Raw genomic sequence first — 18,459 nt, forward strand, 5'->3', positions numbered from 1 at the left:
CGGCTACACGGGGGCGGCGGCTTCGGCCGCCCCCTTCTCCGCCTCCGCACCCGTCCGCTGCCGCACGACCACCGGGTTGGTCTCCGGCAGCAGCGCGAAGCAGGCCAGCGAGACCAGGGCGATCCCCGTCAGATACACGGCGACGGCCCACGGCGGGCCGGAGCCGTCCGCCAGTGCCGTCGCCACGATCGGGGTCAGCGCACCGCCCAGCACCCCGCCGAGGTTGTAGCCGACGGCCGCGCCCGTGCAGCGGATCCGCGGGGCGTACAGCTCGGGCAGGTACGCGCCCACCACCGCGAACATCGTCACCATGCCGAGCAGGGCGCCGAACAGGCCCAGGGTCATCAGCAGCGGGTCCGCGGTGCGCAGCAGCGCCACGAACGGGAACATCCACAGCGCGGACGCCGTGCAGCCCGCCAGGCACAGCGGGCGCCGGCCGTAGCGGTCGCCGAGCACCGCGATCACCGGGGTGGCCACCCCCTTGAGGGCGACGGCGACCATGATGCAGGCCAGCATCACCGAGCGGTGCACGCCGAGGTGTTCGGTGGCGTACGCGAGGGACCAGGTGGTGACCGCGTAGAAGACGGCGTAGCCCACGGCCAGCGCCCCGCCGGTCAGCAGGAGCAGGCGCCAGTGGCCCCGTAGGGCCTCGGACAGCGGGGCGTCGGCCCGGTGGCCGGTCTCGGCCAGCGCCCGGAACTGCGGGGTCTCCTCCACCGAGCGGCGCAGCCACAGCCCGCTCAGGGCGAGCAGCCCCGCCACCCAGAACGGCACCCGCCAGCCCCAGGCGGCGAACTGCCCGTCGGACAGCGTGCTCGACAGGGTCAGCATCAGGCCGTTGGCCAGCAGGAACCCGACGGCCGGACCCATCTGCGGGAAGCTCGACCACAGTCCGCGCCGCCCTTCGGGAGCGTGCTCCGAAGTCAGCAGCACCGCACCGCCCCACTCCCCGCCGAGGCCGAGGCCCTGGAGGAAGCGCAGCAGGACCAGCAGGACCGGCGCGGCCATCCCGATGGAGGCGTACGAGGGCACGCAGCCCACCGCCACCGTGGCCAGGCCGGTGAGCAGCAGCGAGGCGAGGAGCACCGGGCGGCGGCCGTACCGGTCGCCGATGTGGCCGAAGAGGGCGGAGCCGAGGGGCCGGGCGAGGAAACCGACGCCGAAGGTGCCGAAGGCGGCGAGGGTCCCGGCGAGCGGGGAGAAGGAGGGGAAGAAGAGCGGCCCGAGCACCAGGGCGGCGGCGGTGCCGTAGACGAAGAAGTCGTAGAACTCGATGGCGGTGCCGACGAGGGAGGCCGCGGCGATCCGGAGCATCGAGGGGGGTGGGGAGGAGGGCGGCGCAGAGGGCGCGGCGGGGGCCGCGGGGGAGGGGTCGTGTTGCATGGTGCAGCAATTACCCCGCCCCGCGCCCCCAGGACGTGCGTTCGGCCATCAATGACCGGAAGGGAGTGCGGTCCGGCGCGAGGTTGACGCGCCGGAGCGGTTCACCAGCCGCGCTCGCGCCATTCGGCCAGGTGGGGACGCTCGGCGCCGAGCGTGGTGTCGTTGCCGTGGCCGGGGTAGACCCAGGTCTCGTCCGACAGCTCGCCGAACAGCTTGTTCTCCACGTCGTCGAGCAGGCTGGTGAAGGCCTTCCGGTCGCCCGAGGTGTTGCCGACGCCGCCCGGGAAGAGGCAGTCGCCGGTGAACACGTGCGCGTGGCCGTGCGGGTCGTCGTAGACCAGCGCGATCGAGCCGGGGGTGTGGCCGACCAGGTGGCGGGCGGTCAGGGTGACCCGGCCGACCGTGATCGTGTCCCCGTCCTCGACGAGCACGTCGGTGGCGACCGGGATGCCCTCCGCGTCGTGGGCGCCCGCGTACGTCCGCGCGCCGGTCGCCTCGACCACGTCCGCCAGCGCGGCCCAGTGGTCGCCGTGCCGGTGGGTGGTGACCACGGAGGCGATGCCGCCGTCGCCGATCAGGCTCAGCAGGGTCTCCGGCTCAGCCGCCGCGTCGATCAGCAGCTGCTCGTCGGTGGCCCGGCAGCGCAGCAGGTAGGCGTTGTTGTTCATGCCTCCCACCGCGACCTTGGAAATCATGAGGTCCGAGAGTTCGTGCACGTCGGCCGGACCGCCGACCTTGACCGCTCCGCTGTACGTCATGTGCTCGATCCTAAGGGTGTCGTCCGGTCTAGATGATTGATTCCAAGGGGTAGCCGTACGGACGCGAGGGTGCCCAATCTCAGTTTGTGACGACCGAGATAGACACCCTCGCAACTGCACTGTACGTGCGGGTCGATGACCTTTTGAAGGCTTCGCCGCATCTTGCTCCGTGGCGCCCGCGGGTCGGCCTGGAGCCGAAGCTCAGCGATGCGGAACTGGTCACCCTCGCGGTGATGCAGGCCCTGCTGGGCTTCGTCTCCGAGGCCCGCTGGCTGCGCCACGCCCACGCTCACCTGCGGCACCTCTTCCCGTACCTGCCCCAGCAGCCAGGCTGGAACAAGCGCCTGCGACGGGCGTCGGGCCTGGTCAGGCAGGTCCTGCGTGAGCTGGCCACCGACACCGCCCTGTGGACCGATGACGTGTGGATCGTGGACTCCACACCCGTGGAGTGCGGACGCTCCCGCGAGACCTCGAAACGCTCCGACCTGGCCGGATGGGCCGAGTACGGCTACTGCTCCAGCCACTCACGGTTCTTCTGGGGCCTGCGCCTGCACCTGGTCTGCACTCCGCACGGCCTGCCCATCGCCTTCGCGCTGACCGGAGCGAAGGCCGTCGAACGCGAAGTGCTGCTGGACATCTTCCACGTCGACCCGGGCCTGCTCGCAAACCGGCCACCACCGACGCTGCTGGCGGACAGGAACTACTACGGCCGTGCCTTCGAGAGGGACCTCGCCGACCTGGGCGTCCGGCTGCTGAGGCCGGCCCGCAAGGGTGAACCCGAGCGGGCCGGAGCCGAGCTGTTCAAGCCACTGCGCCAGCTGATCGAGTCGGTCAACCAGACCCTCAAGGGACAACTCGACCTCGAACGGCACGGCGGCCGCACGCCCGCCGGGGTCACCGTGCGCGTCCTACAGCGACTCCTCGCCCTGACCGCCGCGATCTGGCACAACCACAAGACCGGTGGACCAGTCATCCGATCACTGACCGCCTACGACCACTAAGGCCTTGGAATCAATCATCTAGAGCGGGGGCAGGTCGGGGAGGTGGCCGCCTTCGATCAGCGTGAGGTGCGCGCCCCGGTCCCCGCGTCCGGCGAGCCAGCCGAGCAGCTCGTCGCGGGTACCGGCCAGGGTGACGGGCGCGCCCTCGGTGCCACCGGTGTGCCAGGTGAGATCCGTGCCGTCGTACCCGAGCCGGAGGGTGACCGGCGGGACGTCGGGGCGTCCCGACCAGCGGTCGGCGAGGAAGGCGATCTCGCGCTCGGCGAACTCGTCCGGGAGGTCGGACAGCTCGTAGCCGATGTTCAGGTCGACGTGGTGCAGCTCGACCTCGATCAGGCGCCGGAAGGGCACCCGGGCCGCCGTGTCGGTGACCCCGTTGCGCAGTTCCACGGTGCGGGTCCAGTCCTGCGGGCGCTCGGCGACGGCCTGCCAGCGGTCCGCGGAATTCCGGACGTCCTCGAGCTGTTGCAGCAGGGGACGCCCCGCATCGCGCTCGATGTCGGCCTCCCGGGAGGTGGCGCTCTCGTACATCGGGCGGCCTTCGAAGACCTCGACCAGGGCGTCCGCGTTCCGGGCGAGGTGGGCCAGGACGTGTCCGCGGCTCCAGCCGGGGAGACGTGACTCTTCGGCCAGGGACGCGTTGTCCAGCTTCGCGGCCGCGGTCAGCAGCCGATCGGTGGCCTCACGTACGGATCGCAGGTCGTGCGCATGATCAATCATGCGGCCGAGCCTAGTGGTCGAGGGGCCCTCGCCACACGATCGGGTGAAGAGGGCTAGACAGTGCCGGAAATCGAATGCACGTGCTATACGCTCGGAGTCCAGTCTCCCACTCCACCGCAGAGGCGCCCCCCAATACCCTGGGACGGGGGCCAGTGCCCCCGCTCTCTCAAGAAAGGTGCGGACCGGCGTGACCGACCGTCTCATCGTTCGTGGCGCTCGCGAGCACAACCTCAAGAACGTCTCTCTTGACCTGCCGCGCGACTCGCTCATCGTCTTCACCGGACTCTCCGGGTCGGGCAAGTCCTCCCTGGCCTTCGACACGATCTTCGCCGAGGGCCAGCGCCGCTACGTCGAGTCGCTGTCCTCGTACGCCCGCCAGTTCCTCGGGCAGATGGACAAGCCCGACGTCGACTTCATCGAAGGCCTCTCCCCGGCCGTCTCCATCGACCAGAAGTCCACCTCGCGCAACCCCCGCTCCACCGTCGGCACCATCACCGAGGTCTACGACTACCTCCGCCTGCTCTTCGCGCGCATCGGCAAGCCCCACTGCCCCGAGTGCAGCCGGCCGATCTCGCGGCAGTCGCCGCAGGCGATCGTCGACAAGGTGCTCGCACTGCCCGAGGGCAGCCGCTTCCAGGTGCTCTCGCCGCTGGTGCGCGAGCGCAAGGGCGAGTTCGTCGACCTCTTCGCCGACCTGCAGACCAAGGGCTACAGCCGGGCCCGGGTGGACGGGGAGACGATCCAGCTCTCCGAGCCGCCCACGCTGAAGAAGCAGGAGAAGCACACCATCGAGGTGGTCATCGACCGCCTCACCGTCAAGGACAGCGCCAAGCGCCGGCTGACGGACTCCGTGGAGACCGCCCTCGGGCTGTCGGGCGGCATGGTGATCCTCGACTTCGTCGACCTCGCGGAGGACGACCCCGAGCGTGAGCGGATGTACTCCGAGCACCTCTACTGCCCGTACGACGACCTCTCCTTCGAGGAGCTGGAGCCGCGCTCCTTCTCCTTCAACTCGCCCTTCGGCGCCTGCCCCGAGTGCACCGGCATCGGTACGCGCATGGAGGTGGACCCGGAGCTGATCGTCCCGGACGAGGACAAGTCCCTGGACGAGGGCGCGGTATCGCCGTGGTCGCTCGGTCACACCAAGGACTACTTCCAGCGGCTGATCGGCGCGCTCGCCACGGAGCTCGGCTTCCGCACCGACATCGCGTGGGCCGGACTGCCGCTGCGGGCGAAGAAGGCCCTGCTGTACGGCCACAAGACCCAGATCGAGGTCCGCTACCGCAACCGGTACGGGCGCGAGCGGGCCTACACCACGGCCTTCGAGGGCGCGGTGCCGTTCGTGAAGCGGCGCCACTCGGAGTCCGAGAGCGACGCCAGCCGCGAGCGCTTCGAGGGCTACATGCGCGAGGTGCCCTGTCCCACCTGCCAGGGCACCCGGCTCAAGCCGATCGTGCTCGCGGTGACGGTGATGGACCGCTCGATCGCCGATGTCGCCGCGATGTCGATCAGCGAGTGCGCGGACTTCCTCGGGCGCCTCAAGCTCGACGCCCGCGACAAGAAGATCGCCGAGCGGGTCCTCAAGGAGGTCAACGAGCGGCTGCGCTTCCTCGTCGACGTCGGCCTGGACTACCTCTCCCTCAACCGCGCCGCCGGCACCCTCTCGGGCGGCGAGGCCCAGCGCATCCGCCTCGCCACCCAGATCGGCTCCGGCCTGGTGGGCGTGCTCTACGTGCTGGACGAGCCCTCCATCGGCCTGCACCAGCGGGACAACCACCGCCTGATCGAGACCCTCGTCCGGCTGCGGGACATGGGCAACACCCTGATCGTCGTCGAACACGACGAGGACACCATCAAGGTGGCCGACTGGGTCGTGGACATCGGCCCGGGCGCCGGAGAGCACGGCGGCAAGGTCGTGCACAGCGGCTCGCTGAAGGAGCTGCTGAAGAACCCCGAGTCGATCACCGGCCAGTACCTGTCCGGCAAGCGGTCCATCCCGCTCCCGGACGTCCGCCGTCCCGTGGACCCGTCGCGCAAGCTCACGGTCCACGGCGCCAAGGAGAACAACCTGCGGGACATCGACGTGTCCTTCCCGCTGGGCGTGCTCACGGCGGTGACGGGCGTATCGGGCTCCGGCAAGTCGACGCTGGTCAACGACATCCTGTACACGCACCTCGCCCGCGAGCTCAACGGCGCGCGTTCGGTGCCGGGACGGCACACGCGGGTGGACGGCGACGACCTCGTCGACAAGGTCGTGCACGTGGACCAGTCGCCGATCGGCCGGACCCCCCGGTCCAACCCGGCCACGTACACCGGTGTCTTCGACCACGTCCGCAAGCTCTTCGCGGAGACGATGGAGGCGAAGGTGCGCGGCTACCTGCCGGGCCGCTTCTCCTTCAACGTGAAGGGCGGCCGGTGCGAGAACTGCTCCGGCGACGGCACGATCAAGATCGAGATGAACTTCCTGCCGGACGTCTACGTCCCGTGCGAGGTCTGCCACGGCGACCGCTACAACCGGGAGACGCTGGAGGTCCACTACAAGGGCAAGTCCATCGCCGAGGTCCTGAACATGCCGATCGAGGAGGCCGCCGGCTTCTTCGAGGCCGTCCCCACGATCTCGCGGCACCTGAAGACGCTGAACGAGGTGGGCCTCGGGTACGTCCGCCTCGGCCAGTCGGCGCCGACCCTGTCGGGCGGCGAGGCGCAGCGCGTGAAGCTGGCCTCGGAGCTCCAGAAGCGGTCGACGGGCCGGACGGTGTACGTCCTGGACGAGCCGACGACGGGTCTGCACTTCGAGGACATCTCGAAGCTCATCAAGGTGCTGTCGGGGCTCGTCGACAAGGGCAACACGGTGATCGTCATCGAGCACAACCTCGATGTCGTCAAGACCGCGGACTGGGTCGTGGACATGGGCCCCGAGGGCGGGTACGGAGGCGGCCTCGTCGTCGCCGAGGGCACGCCGGAGCAGGTCGCCTCGGTGGGTGAGAGCCACACGGGCAAGTTCCTGCGCGACATCCTGGGCGCGGACCGGGTCCTGGAGGCCGGCGCCCCGCCGGCGGCTTCGGCGAAGCCGGCGAAGAAGGCGGCCGCGCGCAAGAAGGCGGCGGCGCCGGCGGCCAAGAAGGCGGCAGCCCCGGCCGAGAAGAAGGCGGCCGCCCCGGCCGCGAAGAAGACCACCCGGGCCCGCAAGGCGTAGCCCTCCGGGAGGCGCCACAGCAGAAGCCCCCGTCCGGCGTGATGCCGGGCGGGGGCTGACCCATGCGCCGCGCCGCGCCCATGACGCGGTGCATGTCCCTACTGCCTCACCGCACTACTGCGGTGCCGCTCTACTGCTTCGCGGCCTGCACGTTGCCGTACGGGTCGACGGACAGGACGTACGTGGCGTTCTGCGCCGACGCCATGATGGCCAGGGCGATCCATACGAAGGACCACAGGCCACAGGTGACGAGGGTCAGGATCAGCTGGAGGGTGTGGTTGATCGGCTTGCCCTTGGCGACGGTCGCGCCGGTCGAGGCGCGGTACGTCACCTGGTAGCCGTCACGGATGTAGCCGGCGATGGCCGCCTCTAGGGATTCTTCCCGCTGTTCGCGGGTGAGCTGCTCGCTCATGGGTCCGGGATCTCCTCTGCTCAAAACAGGCGCCTGCCCCCGCTACCGGCGCCCTGAGCGGGCGTCAATAGCGGGGGCAGTGGTGTTATTTGCAGGAAAGTACCGGCGTGCGCCGAGGCGGCAAAACGTGTCTCAAGACGTGGGCGCATCAATATCGGGATCAAGCCGGTTGGGTGCGCCCGTACGTGCCCGATCCACCGCAGGGAGCGGTTACGCGGCGACGCCGATGGCGTGCCCCGAGGTCGAGGGGTCGGACAGGGTGGTCAGGAGGGCGTCGGCGACGTCCGCCCGGGCGATCACCTTGCCGCCCGGGACGTTGGCGTCGACCGCCCGCCGGTACGTCCCCGTGAACGGCCGGTTCAGCAGCCGCGGCGGCCGGATCACCGTCCACTGGGTGCGGCTCGCGGCGATCGCCGCCTCCATGACCGTGAGGTCCGCGTACACGTCCCGCAGCGCCCTGCGCAGGATCGGGTAGACCAGCACCCGGGTGAGCGCCCCCTCCTGCGGCGGCAGCGGACCCAGCGGCGCCGCGCTGACCGCCGACAGGCGGCCCACCCCGGCCCGGTCCATCGCGGAGACGATCGACCGCAGGGCCGGACCCGCGATCGGGGTGAGCCTGGCCTGCTTGTTGCTCGCCGGGCCGAGCGCGGAGACCACGGCCTCCTGCCCCTCCAGCACCCGCACGAGCGCGTCCTCGTCCGACAGGTCCCCTACCACCGCCACGTGCAGCCGGCCGTGCGCCGGTACGTCCAGCCGGGCCGGGTCGCGGACGACCGCCGTCACCTCGTGACCCGCTTCGAGTGCCTGCCGGACCACTTCGTGGCCGATCCCGCCCGTGGCTCCGAACACCGTGAGTTTCATCCTGGCTCCCGCATTCATGTGACGCATGACGTGTGAGGCATGACGTTGCGAGGGGTGGGTGGGTGAGTATTCACTCACCCCCGCTTCCGCTATGGTGAGTGAATGCTCACCCCAAAGTCAAGCCGGTCCACCCCGGAACGCCTGCTCGATGCGGCCGAGAACCTGATGCGCACGACCGGTCTGGCCAACGCCACCACGAAGGCCATCGCCCGTGAGGCGGGCTGCTCGGAGGCCGCGCTCTACAAGTACTTCGCGAACAAGGAAGAGCTGTTCGTCCGCGTCCTGATGGAACGCCGCCCCAACGCCGGCGAGATGATGGCGGCGCTGACCACCGACCCGGGGGACCAGCCGGTCGAGGAGCGGCTGACCGAGATCGCCCGGCACGCCTCGCTCTTCTACGCCGACGCCATGCCCATGTCCGGCTCGCTCTTCGCCGACCCGGTGCTGCTCACCCGCCACCGCGAGGGCGTACGGAGCATCGGCGCCGGCCCGCACGTGGTGCTGGAAGCCCTCACCGGCCATCTGCGCCGCGAGCTCGAACGCGGCCGGCTGCGCCCCGACGCCGACCCGGCGGCCGCCGCCGCGCTGCTGCTCGGCGCCTGCTTCCAGCGGGCCTTCTTCCTGCACTTCTCCGGCCCCGACACGGTCGGGCCCGTCGAGGAGTTCGCCCCCGCGGTGGCCGCTACGGTGTGGGCCGCGCTCCGCTGAGCTCGGCGGCGTACGGAGGCTCCGCGCCCGCCCGGGTGCAGGTCAGCGCGGCAGCGGCGGCGGCGTGGGACAGCACCTCGGGCCAGTCCACCGGGCCCCCCGGCCCTGGCCCCGGTCCCGCCGCGCCGGCCGTGAGCCGGTGCAGCAGGGCCGCGTTCACGGTGTCGCCCGCGCCGATGGTGTCCACCACCGCGACCCGGCGTGCGGGCACCGAGTGCTCGGCCCCCTCCCGCGTCCACACGGTCAGGCCACCGGCCCCCCGGGTGAGCACCACCGCCGAGGGCCCGGCCGCGAGCCAGTCGGCGGGGCGGCCGCCCAGCCATGCCGCGTCCTCCTCCGACAGCTTCAGCACGCCGACGTGCGGCAGCCAGGACAGGAAGCGGGCCCGGTAGGCCGCCGGGTCGGCGATCAGCGCCGGGCGGATGTTGGGGTCGAGCAGGGTCAGCAGCCCGCGCCCGGCCTCCCGGCGCAGCAGGGTCTCGTAGGCGCTCGCCCCCGGCTCCAGCACCAGCGAGCAGGTGCCGAGCGCGAGGGCCCGTACCCCCTCGGGGAGCGCGGGCGGCAGCCGGAACAGCCGGTCGGCCGTGCCCTCGACGTAGAACCCGTACGCCGCCGAGCCGTCCGGGGCCAGCGAGGGCACCGCCAGCGTGGTCGGCTCCGGTCCGCGCTGGACCAGGGAGAGGTCCACCCCGGCCGCGCGCAGCCCGTCGAGCAGCGAGGCGCCGAAGCCGTCGGTCGAGATCCGGGAGCAGAAGGCGACCGGTGCGCCGAGCCGGCCCAGCGCGAGCGCGGTGTTGTACGGTCCGCCGCCCGGCCGTGGCAGCAGGGCGCCCGGCGGCTGTGCGACGGGCACCAGGTCGATCAGGGCTTCTCCACCGACGACGATCACGCGGGGGAAGGTATCCCATCGGGCGCGGGTATCGTCGGGTGGGCCCGCCGGGCCCGGCCGTGCCGATCCCGGCTCCGCCGTATCCTCGCGCCGCCCTCACTCCGGGAGAACCGCATGTCCGCCTCGCAGTCCGCCGCCCGCCGTACCGTCCTCAAGGGCGCCGCCGCGATCGTCGGAGCCGTCGGCGGCGGCGCTGCGCTCACGGCCTGCTCCACCGAGACCAACAGCGGCTACGGCAGCCCGGCGGTCCCCGCCCAGCCCGTCGAGCTGGGTGCGGAGTCCGAGGTCCCGGTCGGCGGCGCGAAGCTGTTCCGGGAGAAGAAGCTCGTGGTCAGCTGTGCGGAGGCGGGCCAGTACAAGGCGTTCAGCGCCCAGTGCACGCACTCGGGCTGCGTACTGGACAAGCTCATCGAGGGGTCGGGTGAGGGCAACTGCCCCTGCCACGGCAGCCGCTTCGACGTGACCACGGGCAAGGTGCTGCGCGGCCCGGCCACCGAACCGCTGCCGGAGGTCCCGGTGAAGGTCGAGGGCGGCAAGCTCATCGCGGGCTGACGGGGGCGGGGACGCGCCGTACCGGCGTGACCGGGGCGGGACGCCGCCGCACCGGCGCTCACTCCCAGTCCCACCCGATCCCCAGGATCCCCCGCCGCACCCCCTGCTCCACCAGGTGCACGGCCCGGTGCGGTCCGCTCGGGTTCAGGTCCGCGAGCCGCCCGCGCGGCGCGTCCGGCCCGCTGCGCGTGAAGCGGCGGCAGCGCACCGGCAGCGCCGCCTCGTCGAAGCGGACCTGGAGCACGTACTGCCCGCCCGTATAGCTGAAGCCGCGCACGTACTCGGTGCTGCGGCCGGCGGTGCCGTCCTCGAAGCCGTAGCCGAAGACATAGGTGTCCCCGGCGCGCAGCCGGGCGTCGAAGAGCAGCTCGGCGACGACCAGCTCCGCTTCGGGGTGGCGGCGGATCCGCCCGGTCCGGCAGTTCTCGACGGCCCGTACCCGGATCCGCTCCGGATCGCAGCCCGGGTCGCCGTGGTGCACCGCGATGTACCGGTCGACCCCGTCCCGGTGGGCCCGTACGACGTGCTGCGATTCGCGGCCGAGCAGCTCCCCGGCGGGGCCGATCCGCACCCGCTCGTGGTGGCCGACGGTGTGCAGGCCGCCGTCGGCGGGCAGCTCCATGCCGGCGAGCAGCGCCTCCACGGCCGCGCCCACGCTGAACAGCGCCCGGTACGAGCGCGCGGGCGGGCGGGCCGTCCCGGGGGCGGCGGGATCCGGCGCGGCCAGCAGCCGCAGCAGGGCGCCCTCGGGCAGTTCCAGGATCTGCTCCAGGGCCCGTACGGCCTTCAGGGACTCGGGGCGGCCCGGCCGCCGGGCGCCCTGCTGCCAGTAACTGAGGCTGGTCACCCCGAGTTTGATGCCGCGGGCGGCGAGCCGGTGCTGCACCCGGTGCAGGGGCAGCCCGCGGGCGGCGAGGGCGGCGCGGAGCGCGAGGTGGAAGGGGCCCTCGCGGAGCAGGTGCGGCAGCTCCCGCGCGCCGTCCGAAGGGGTGCCGTCCGCGGGGGCGCTGTCCGAGAAGGTGCCGTTCGCGCTCGACCGCATGGCGGCTCCTCCTGTGAACGTTCACGCGACGGGGTGCGGGCGGTCCGGCGGGTGACGCCCGTGGTCCCGGTGGGTCCAGGTGGGGTGACGGCGGACGTTCACACTCTGGCCCCACCGTTCACACCGCGATGTCACGCCGTATTGAAGCGTGTTGACCTGTTCCCGACAACACCCTGATGCTCCTCCACAGCGTCCGGACGCGCTCCTCCACCCCCACTCCCCACCTCGGGAGGAACGCGATGCGCCACACAGACCGGCGGCTCACCCTCGCCGCCTTCATCACCGCCCTGCTCCTCGCCCTGCCCACCGCCACCGCCACCGCCGTCGATGCCGGTACGGGCACCACGACCGCCACCTCCTCAGCCGCCGCCGCACCCGCCGAGAGCTCGGCGCTGGCGACCAAGCGGCTGAACATCACCATGCAGGCCCAGCAGAAGACCAACTGGTGCTGGGCCGCCGCGGGCAACACCATCGCCACCTGGTTCGGCCGCAACTACAGCCAGAACCAGTTCTGCAACGCGGCCTTCAACCGCCAGCAGGGCTACGACTGCCCCAACAACCAGGCCAACCTGGCCAACGTCCAGACCGCCCTGCGCTGGGCCGGCATCAACTCCGGCTCCTACGTGAACGGCTGGCTCCAGTACTCCACCGTCCAGACCGAGATCAACGCCAACCGCCCGATAGAGACCCGCATCCAGTGGTCCAACGGCGGTGGCCACATGCACGTGATCTACGGCTACGACACCGCGAACAGCTGGGTGTACTGGGGAGACCCGTGGCCCTCCAGCGACCGCTACAACTGGGCCTCCCACGCCTGGTACGTGGACAACAGCACCTTCTCCTGGACCCACTCGCTCTACCGGATCGGGGCGTGACCTCATGGCTACCCGCCTCATGAATGGCCGCCCCATGAATGGCCGTCTCGCCGCCGCGGCCGTCGCCGCGACCGCCGTACTGGCCCTGGCCCCCACCCAGGCGTCCGCGGCCCCCGTTCCGCAGCCCCAGAGCGCCACCGCCGAGAACCTGGCCGCCGCGGGGCGGACGGCGGCGGCGCCCGACACCCTCGCCACCCTGTCCCGCTTCTTCGCCCGCGAGGGCAAGGTCTCGCTCGCCGCCGCACAGCCCCGCATCGAGGGCGAAACGGTTCCCGTGCACTACCTCGCGCCGGAGTTCGTCGCGGGGAAGGCGGGCGCGAGCGTGGCCCGGCTGGAGTTCCTCGCCAGCCAGGCCGTCTCCTCGGACGGACAGCAGGCCGCCCTGTGGACCGCGCAGACCCCGGCGGGCTGGCAGGTGGTGAACATCGCCACCGGCGACGACGAGTTCCGCTACGCACGGCTCGGCGCGGCGAAACTCCCGGGCGGGACCGTGTTCCGCGAACCGCAGATCGACGCCTGGTACGTGGCCGGCGGCGAGCGGGTGCTGCCGCTGGACGAGGACGCGACGACGGCCGTGGGCGCGCAGGGCACGAGCCTGGCCGCCTACCGGACGCGGGTCGTGAAGGCCTACGGGGACAAGCTGCCGGGATCCGCCTACGGCAAGTCCGGCAAGGCCGGTGGCTTCGCCCCCACGGAAGCCACGGCCACGGCCGCGCAGGCGGCCGCCACGTCGTCGGCGTACGCCTTCTCCGGCCTTCCGGTGACCGCCGGAGCCGTGGCTCTGGCGCTGGGTGCGGCCGGCGCGGTGGCCGCCCGGCGCGCCCGGCGGCAGCGGGTGGTGCGGGCGTAGCCACCCGAGGGGTCCGGCCGCCTGCCCGGCGGCCGGACCCTGCGGGGCTGAGCCCCGCTTGTCGGCGGGCGACAGTAGGGTGGCTGGCATGGCCGACCCTTCCAGCTACCGCCCCGAGCCGGGGCAGATCCCGGACTCCCCGGGGGTCTACAAGTTCCGCGACGAGCACCGCCGGGTGATCTACGTCGGGAAGGCCAAGAGTCTGCGCCAACGGCTGGCCAGCTACTTCCAGGACCTCGCCGGGCTGCACCCCCGTACCGCCACCATGGTGACCACGGCCGCCTCCGTCGAGTGGACCGTGGTCTCCACCGAGGTCGAGGCGCTCCAGCTCGAATACTCCTGGATCAAGGAGTTCGACCCCCGGTTCAACGTCAAGTACCGGGACGACAAGAGCTACCCCTCCCTCGCCGTCACCATGAACGAGGACTACCCGCGGGTCCAGGTCATGCGCGGGCCCAAGAAGAAGGGCGTGCGCTACTTCGGCCCGTACGGGCACGCCTGGGCCATCCGCGAGACCGTCGACCTGATGCTCCGGGTCTTCCCCGTCCGCACCTGCTCCGCCGGGGTGTTCAAGCGGTCCGCCCAGATCGGCCGCCCCTGTCTGCTCGGCTACATCGGCAAGTGCTCCGCGCCCTGCGTCGGCCGGGTCACCCCCGAGGAGCACCGCGAACTCGCCGAGGACTTCTGCGACTTCATGGCCGGACGCACCGGCACCTACCTCACCCGCCTCGAACAGCAGATGCACGAGGCCGCGGAGGAGATGGAGTACGAGAAGGCCGCCCGGCTGCGCGACGACATAGGGGCCCTGCGCCGGGCGATGGAGAAGAACGCGGTCGTGCTCGCCGACGCCACCGACGCCGACCTGTTCGCGGTCGCCGAGGACGAGCTCGAAGCGGCCGTGCAGATCTTCCACGTCCGCGGCGGCCGGGTCCGCGGCCAGCGCGGCTGGGTCACCGACAAGGTGGAGGCCGTCGACACCGCCGGGCTCGTCGAGCACGCCCTCCAGCAGCTGTACGGGGAGGAGAAGGGCGAGACCGTCCCCAAGGAGGTGCTGGTACCGGCGCTCCCCGAGGACACCCCGGCCCTGAGCCAGTGGCTCGCCGAGCGGCGCGGCTCGCAGGTGAGCCTGCGCATCCCGCAGCGCGGGGACAAGAAGGCGCTGATGGAGACCGTCCACCGCAACGCCCAGCAGTCCCTCGCCCTGCACAAGACCAAGCGGGCCGCCGACCTCACCACCCGCTCGCGGGCCCTGGAGGAGATCGCCGAGGCGCTGGAGCTGGACAGCGCGCCGCTGCGCATCGAGTGCTTCGACATCTCCCACCTCCAGGGCGACGACGTCGTGGCCTCGATGGTCGTCTTCGAGGACGGGCTGGCGCGCAAGGGCGAGTACCGGCGCTTCCAGATCAAGTCCTTCGAGGGACAGGACGACGTCCGCTCCATGCACGAGGTGGTCTCCCGGCGCTTCCGCCGCTACCTCCAGGAGAAGCTGAAGACGGGGGAGTGGTCGCCCGAGTCCCCCGGGGCCGCCCCGGGCGGGGAAGTCGACCAGGACGCGCCCGAGGACGACGGACGCCCCAAGCGCTTCGCCTACCCGCCGCAGCTCGTCGTGGTCGACGGCGGGCAGCCCCAGGTGGCCGCCGCCAAGCGGGCCCTGGAGGAGCTGGGGATCGACGACGTCGCCGTGTGCGGCCTCGCCAAGCGCCTGGAGGAGGTCTGGCTGCCCGGGGAGGACGACCCGGTGGTGCTGCCCCGCAGCAGCGAGGGCCTGTACCTGCTCCAGCGGGTCCGTGACGAAGCCCACCGGTTCGCCATCCAGTACCAGCGCAACAAGCGGGGCAAACGCCTGAAGGCCGGGCCCCTCGACGAGGTCCCCGGGCTCGGCGAGAGCCGCAGGCTGGCCCTGATCAAACACTTCGGTTCGGTGAAAAAGCTCAGACAGGCGACAATCGATCAGATCTGCGAGGTCCCGGGCATAGGCCGCAAGACGGCCGAGACCGTGGCCGTGGCCCTCGCCCAGGCGGTTCCCGCCGGTCCCGCCGTCAATACGGCGACCGGGGAGATCATTGAGGATGAGACCCCCGCGTCCGCGGGAGCAGCATCCGATCGGGGGACCGAGCAATGACCGAGCGCGAAACCCGGCACGACCGAGGATCCGAGCAGGATTCCGGGCACGACATCGCATCCGAGTACGACCGAGACGGAGCACAGGTGAGTACGGGCACGACAGTGGAGCCCGGAGATACCGCCGAGGCGGCCATCCCCGAGCTGGTGATCATCTCCGGAATGTCCGGGGCCGGCCGCAGTACGGCGGCCAAGTGCCTGGAGGACCTCGGCTGGTTCGTCGTCGACAACCTCCCGCCCGCGCTGATCACCACCATGGTGGAACTCGGCGCCCGTTCGCAGGGCAACGTGGCGCGCATCGCCGTCGTCGTCGACGTCAGAGGCCGCCAGTTCTTCGACGCGCTGCGCGAATCCCTCGCCGACCTGGAGACCCGCGGGGTCACCCGGCGGATCGTCTTCCTGGAGTCCTCGGACGACGCCCTCGTCCGCCGCTTCGAGGGGGTCCGCCGCCCGCACCCGCTCCAGGGCGACGGCCGCATCGTCGACGGCATCGCCGCCGAGCGCGACCTGCTGCGCGAGCTGCGCGGTGACGCCGACCTGGTCATCGACACCTCCAGCCTGAACGTGCACGAGCTGCGCGCCAAGATGGACGCCCAGTTCGCCGGCGACGAGGAGCCCGAGCTGCGGGCCACCGTCATGTCCTTCGGCTTCAAGTACGGGCTCCCCGTCGACGCCGACCTCGTCGTCGACTGCCGCTTCATCCCCAACCCGCACTGGGTCCCGGAGCTGCGCCCCTTCACCGGCCTGAACGAGGAGGTGTCGGGCTACGTCTTCAGCCAGCCCGGCGCCAAGGAGTTCCTGGACCGCTACACCGAGCTGCTCCAGCTGATCGCCACCGGCTACCGCCGCGAGGGCAAGCGGTACGTGACCATCGCGGTCGGCTGTACCGGCGGCAAGCACCGCAGCGTCGCCATGTCGGAGAAGCTCGCCGCCCGCCTCGCCTCCGAAGGAGTCGAGACCGTCGTCGTCCACAGGGACATGGGGCGCGAGTGACCGGACGTACCATGCGGCTCCGACGCCTGCGCCGGCTCACCACCGGCAAGGTCGAGGGCGGCACCGGCCGTACGGGCCTGCGCCGGGGCGAGGCCCACGCCGCACCCAAGGTCGTGGCGCTCGGCGGCGGCATGGGCCTCTCGGCCTCGCTGACCGCCCTGCGCCGGATCACCGGTGAGCTGACCGCCGTCGTCACCGTGGCCGACGACGGCGGCTCCAGCGGCAGGCTCCGCGAGGAGCTCGGCGTCCTGCCGCCCGGGGACCTGCGCAAGGCGCTGGCCGCGCTGTGCGGTGACGACGACTGGGGCCAGACCTGGTCGCGGGTCATCCAGCACCGCTTCCAGTCCCAGGGCGACCTGCACGAGCACGCCGTGGGCAACCTGCTGATCGTGGCCCTGTGGGAACAGCTCGGCGACCCGGTCCAGGCCCTGGACCTCGTCGGCAAGCTGCTCGGCGCCCAGGGCCGGGTCCTGCCGATGTCGGCGGTCCCGCTGGAGCTCCAGGCCCTGGTCAAGGGGCACGATCCGGCCCGTCCCGAGGACGTGGACACCGTACGGGGACAGGCCACCGTGGCGCTGACCCCCGGCGAGGTGCTCTCCGTGCAGGTGGTGCCGAGCGACCCGCCGGCGGTGCCCGAAGCCGTCGCGGCGGTGCTCGACGCGGACTGGGTCGTGCTCGGTCCGGGGTCCTGGTTCTCCTCGGTGATTCCGCACCTGCTGGTGCCCGAACTGCTCGACGCGCTGATCGAGACCAAGGCCCGCAGGGTGCTCTCGCTGAACCTCGCACCACAACCCGGCGAAACAGAGGGCTTCTCTCCGCAGCGTCATTTGGAGGTTTTGGCCCGACACGCCCCTAAACTCGCCCTGGACGTGGTGCTGGCCGATCAGGCTGCCGTGCCCGATCGCGAGTCCCTCGCCGATGCCGCAAAACGGTTCGGCGCCGCGGTCGAGCTGGCGCCGGTTGCCAGGCAAGACGGCTCTCCGAAGCATGATCCGGAGCTGCTCGCCGCCGCGTACGACCGTATTTTTCGGATGCATGGAAGGATCGGCCCATGGCGATGACGCCCGCGGTGAAGGATGAGATCGCCCGCCTGCCTGTCACCCGCACCTGCTGCAGGAAGGCGGAGGTCTCGGCGATCCTTCGGTTCGCGGGCGGGTTGCACCTGGTGAGCGGCCGGATCGTCATCGAGGCGGAACTGGACGCGGGGATCGCGGCCCGCCGCCTGCGCAAGGACATTCTGGAGATCTTCGGACACTCCTCGGATCTGGTGATCATGGCTCCGGGCGGTCTGCGCCGGGGCAACCGGTACGTGGTCCGCGTGGTCGCCGGCGGCGACCAGCTCGCGCGCCAGACCGGCCTCGTGGACGGCCGCGGCCGTCCGATCCGGGGTCTGCCCCCCCAGGTGGTCTCCGGGGCCACCTGTGACGCCGAGGCGGCCTGGCGCGGGGCCTTCCTGGCCCACGGCTCGCTGACCGAGCCGGGGCGCTCCTCCTCCCTGGAGGTCACCTGCCCCGGTCCGGAGGCCGCCCTGGCCCTGGTCGGCGCCGCCCGCCGGCTCTCCATCGCCGCGAAGGCCCGCGAGGTCCGCGGCGTGGACCGGGTCGTCGTACGGGACGGGGACGCCATCGGCGCCCTGCTCACCCGGCTCGGCGCCCACGACTCCGTGCTGGCCTGGGAGGAGCGGCGGATGCGGCGCGAGGTGCGCGCCACCGCCAACCGCCTGGCCAACTTCGACGACGCCAACCTGCGCCGCTCGGCGCGGGCCGCGGTGGCCGCCGGAGCGCGGGTCCAGCGTGCCCTGGAGATCCTCGCCGAGGAGGTCCCCGAGCACCTCGCCGCGGCCGGCCGGCTGCGCATGGAGCACAAGCAGGCCTCCCTGGAGGAGCTGGGCGCGCTCGCCGACCCGCCGCTGACCAAGGACGCGGTCGCGGGCCGGATCCGCCGCCTGCTGGCGATGGCCGACAAGCGGGCCCAGGACCTCGGGATCCCGGGCACCGAGTCGAACCTCGACCTGAGCGACAGCGAGGAGCTGGCCGACAACATGGCCGGCTGAGCGGAAAAAACACCTCCGAAAGGGGCCCGCACGATCACTCGTGCG

Annotated in this window: 17 protein-coding genes; 10 read left to right on the forward strand and 7 right to left on the reverse strand. The window is 71.8% G+C overall.

Annotated features, from left to right (window positions below; all coding sequences use genetic code 11):
• Positions 1-3: 3 nt before the first annotated feature.
• Positions 4-1,314: an MFS transporter gene (locus AC3IX6_RS28925; RefSeq protein ID WP_489371590.1), complete on the reverse strand. Its 1,311-nt coding sequence runs from the start codon at positions 1,312-1,314 to the stop codon at positions 4-6.
• A 170-nt stretch (positions 1,315-1,484) separates the two neighbouring features.
• Entirely contained in the window at positions 1,485-2,141 is a 657-nt protein-coding gene (locus AC3IX6_RS28930; RefSeq protein WP_489365962.1) for an MBL fold metallo-hydrolase, read from the reverse strand.
• A gap of 86 nt (positions 2,142-2,227) precedes the next feature.
• Here AC3IX6_RS28930 and AC3IX6_RS28935 point away from each other — a divergent pair, with 86 nt between their 5' ends.
• Positions 2,228-3,142 (forward strand): IS982 family transposase, encoded by a 915-nt coding sequence (locus tag AC3IX6_RS28935; RefSeq protein ID WP_489363493.1) that lies wholly within the window; start codon positions 2,228-2,230, stop codon positions 3,140-3,142.
• 18 nt (positions 3,143-3,160) lie between these two features.
• On the opposite strand, the gene AC3IX6_RS28940 is transcribed toward AC3IX6_RS28935, so the two are convergent.
• Entirely contained in the window at positions 3,161-3,862 is a 702-nt protein-coding gene (locus tag AC3IX6_RS28940) for a maleylpyruvate isomerase family mycothiol-dependent enzyme (protein ID WP_489365964.1), read from the reverse strand.
• 187 nt (positions 3,863-4,049) lie between these two features.
• Here AC3IX6_RS28940 and uvrA point away from each other — a divergent pair, with 187 nt between their 5' ends.
• The gene (uvrA, locus tag AC3IX6_RS28945; RefSeq protein WP_489365966.1) at positions 4,050-7,058 is read left to right on the forward strand and encodes an excinuclease ABC subunit UvrA; all 3,009 of its coding nucleotides are present in this window, start codon (positions 4,050-4,052) and stop codon (positions 7,056-7,058) included.
• 130 nt (positions 7,059-7,188) lie between these two features.
• Here the strand turns inward: uvrA and AC3IX6_RS28950 are convergent, their stop codons facing one another.
• Entirely contained in the window at positions 7,189-7,470 is a 282-nt protein-coding gene (locus AC3IX6_RS28950) for a DUF8108 domain-containing protein (protein ID WP_489365967.1), read from the reverse strand.
• A gap of 210 nt (positions 7,471-7,680) precedes the next feature.
• A complete protein-coding gene (locus AC3IX6_RS28955; protein ID WP_489365969.1) occupies positions 7,681-8,331 on the reverse strand; it encodes an NAD(P)-dependent oxidoreductase in 651 nt (216 codons plus the stop codon).
• A gap of 102 nt (positions 8,332-8,433) precedes the next feature.
• Between AC3IX6_RS28955 and AC3IX6_RS28960 the strand changes: the two genes are divergently transcribed.
• Positions 8,434-9,039, forward strand: coding sequence for a TetR/AcrR family transcriptional regulator (locus AC3IX6_RS28960; protein WP_489365971.1), 606 nt, complete (start codon positions 8,434-8,436; stop codon positions 9,037-9,039).
• Here the strand turns inward: AC3IX6_RS28960 and AC3IX6_RS28965 are convergent.
• Positions 9,014-9,928, reverse strand: a complete 915-nt coding sequence (locus AC3IX6_RS28965) for a carbohydrate kinase family protein (RefSeq protein ID WP_489365973.1) — start codon at positions 9,926-9,928, stop codon at positions 9,014-9,016. The two genes, AC3IX6_RS28960 and AC3IX6_RS28965, sit on opposite strands and share 26 nt — an antisense overlap.
• Positions 9,929-10,042: 114 nt before the next feature.
• Here AC3IX6_RS28965 and AC3IX6_RS28970 point away from each other — a divergent pair, with 114 nt between their 5' ends.
• Complete coding sequence (locus AC3IX6_RS28970) at positions 10,043-10,480, forward strand: Rieske (2Fe-2S) protein (protein ID WP_489365975.1); 438 nt, start codon at positions 10,043-10,045, stop codon at positions 10,478-10,480.
• A 58-nt stretch (positions 10,481-10,538) separates the two neighbouring features.
• On the opposite strand, the gene AC3IX6_RS28975 is transcribed toward AC3IX6_RS28970, so the two are convergent.
• On the reverse strand, positions 10,539-11,522 hold the full coding sequence (locus AC3IX6_RS28975) for a hypothetical protein (protein ID WP_489365976.1): 984 nt from the start codon (positions 11,520-11,522) through the stop codon (positions 10,539-10,541).
• A gap of 239 nt (positions 11,523-11,761) precedes the next feature.
• Between AC3IX6_RS28975 and AC3IX6_RS28980 the strand changes: the two genes are divergently transcribed.
• From AC3IX6_RS28980 to whiA, 6 genes are all read left to right on the forward strand, one after another.
• The gene (locus AC3IX6_RS28980; protein ID WP_489365978.1) at positions 11,762-12,397 is read left to right on the forward strand and encodes a papain-like cysteine protease family protein; all 636 of its coding nucleotides are present in this window, start codon (positions 11,762-11,764) and stop codon (positions 12,395-12,397) included.
• Between the two features lie 34 nt (positions 12,398-12,431).
• Positions 12,432-13,247, forward strand: a complete 816-nt coding sequence (locus AC3IX6_RS28985) for a hypothetical protein (protein ID WP_489365979.1) — start codon at positions 12,432-12,434, stop codon at positions 13,245-13,247.
• An 88-nt stretch (positions 13,248-13,335) separates the two neighbouring features.
• A complete protein-coding gene (gene uvrC / locus AC3IX6_RS28990; protein ID WP_489365981.1) occupies positions 13,336-15,369 on the forward strand; it encodes an excinuclease ABC subunit UvrC in 2,034 nt (677 codons plus the stop codon).
• Entirely contained in the window at positions 15,366-16,361 is a 996-nt protein-coding gene (gene rapZ, locus AC3IX6_RS28995; protein ID WP_489365983.1) for an RNase adapter RapZ, read from the forward strand. The genes uvrC and rapZ overlap by 4 nt, the downstream gene beginning before the upstream one ends.
• Positions 16,358-17,422 carry a gluconeogenesis factor YvcK family protein gene (locus AC3IX6_RS29000; protein WP_489365985.1) on the forward strand — a complete coding sequence of 355 codons (1,065 nt, stop codon included), beginning with the start codon at positions 16,358-16,360 and terminating at the stop codon, positions 17,420-17,422. The genes rapZ and AC3IX6_RS29000 overlap by 4 nt, the downstream gene beginning before the upstream one ends.
• Complete coding sequence (gene whiA, locus AC3IX6_RS29005; protein WP_112449750.1) at positions 17,413-18,414, forward strand: DNA-binding protein WhiA; 1,002 nt, start codon at positions 17,413-17,415, stop codon at positions 18,412-18,414. Before AC3IX6_RS29000 ends, whiA begins: the two co-directional genes overlap by 10 nt.
• Positions 18,415-18,459: the final 45 nt, after the last annotated feature.

It is taken from the genome of Streptomyces sp. GL_141 (genome assembly GCF_057834385.1).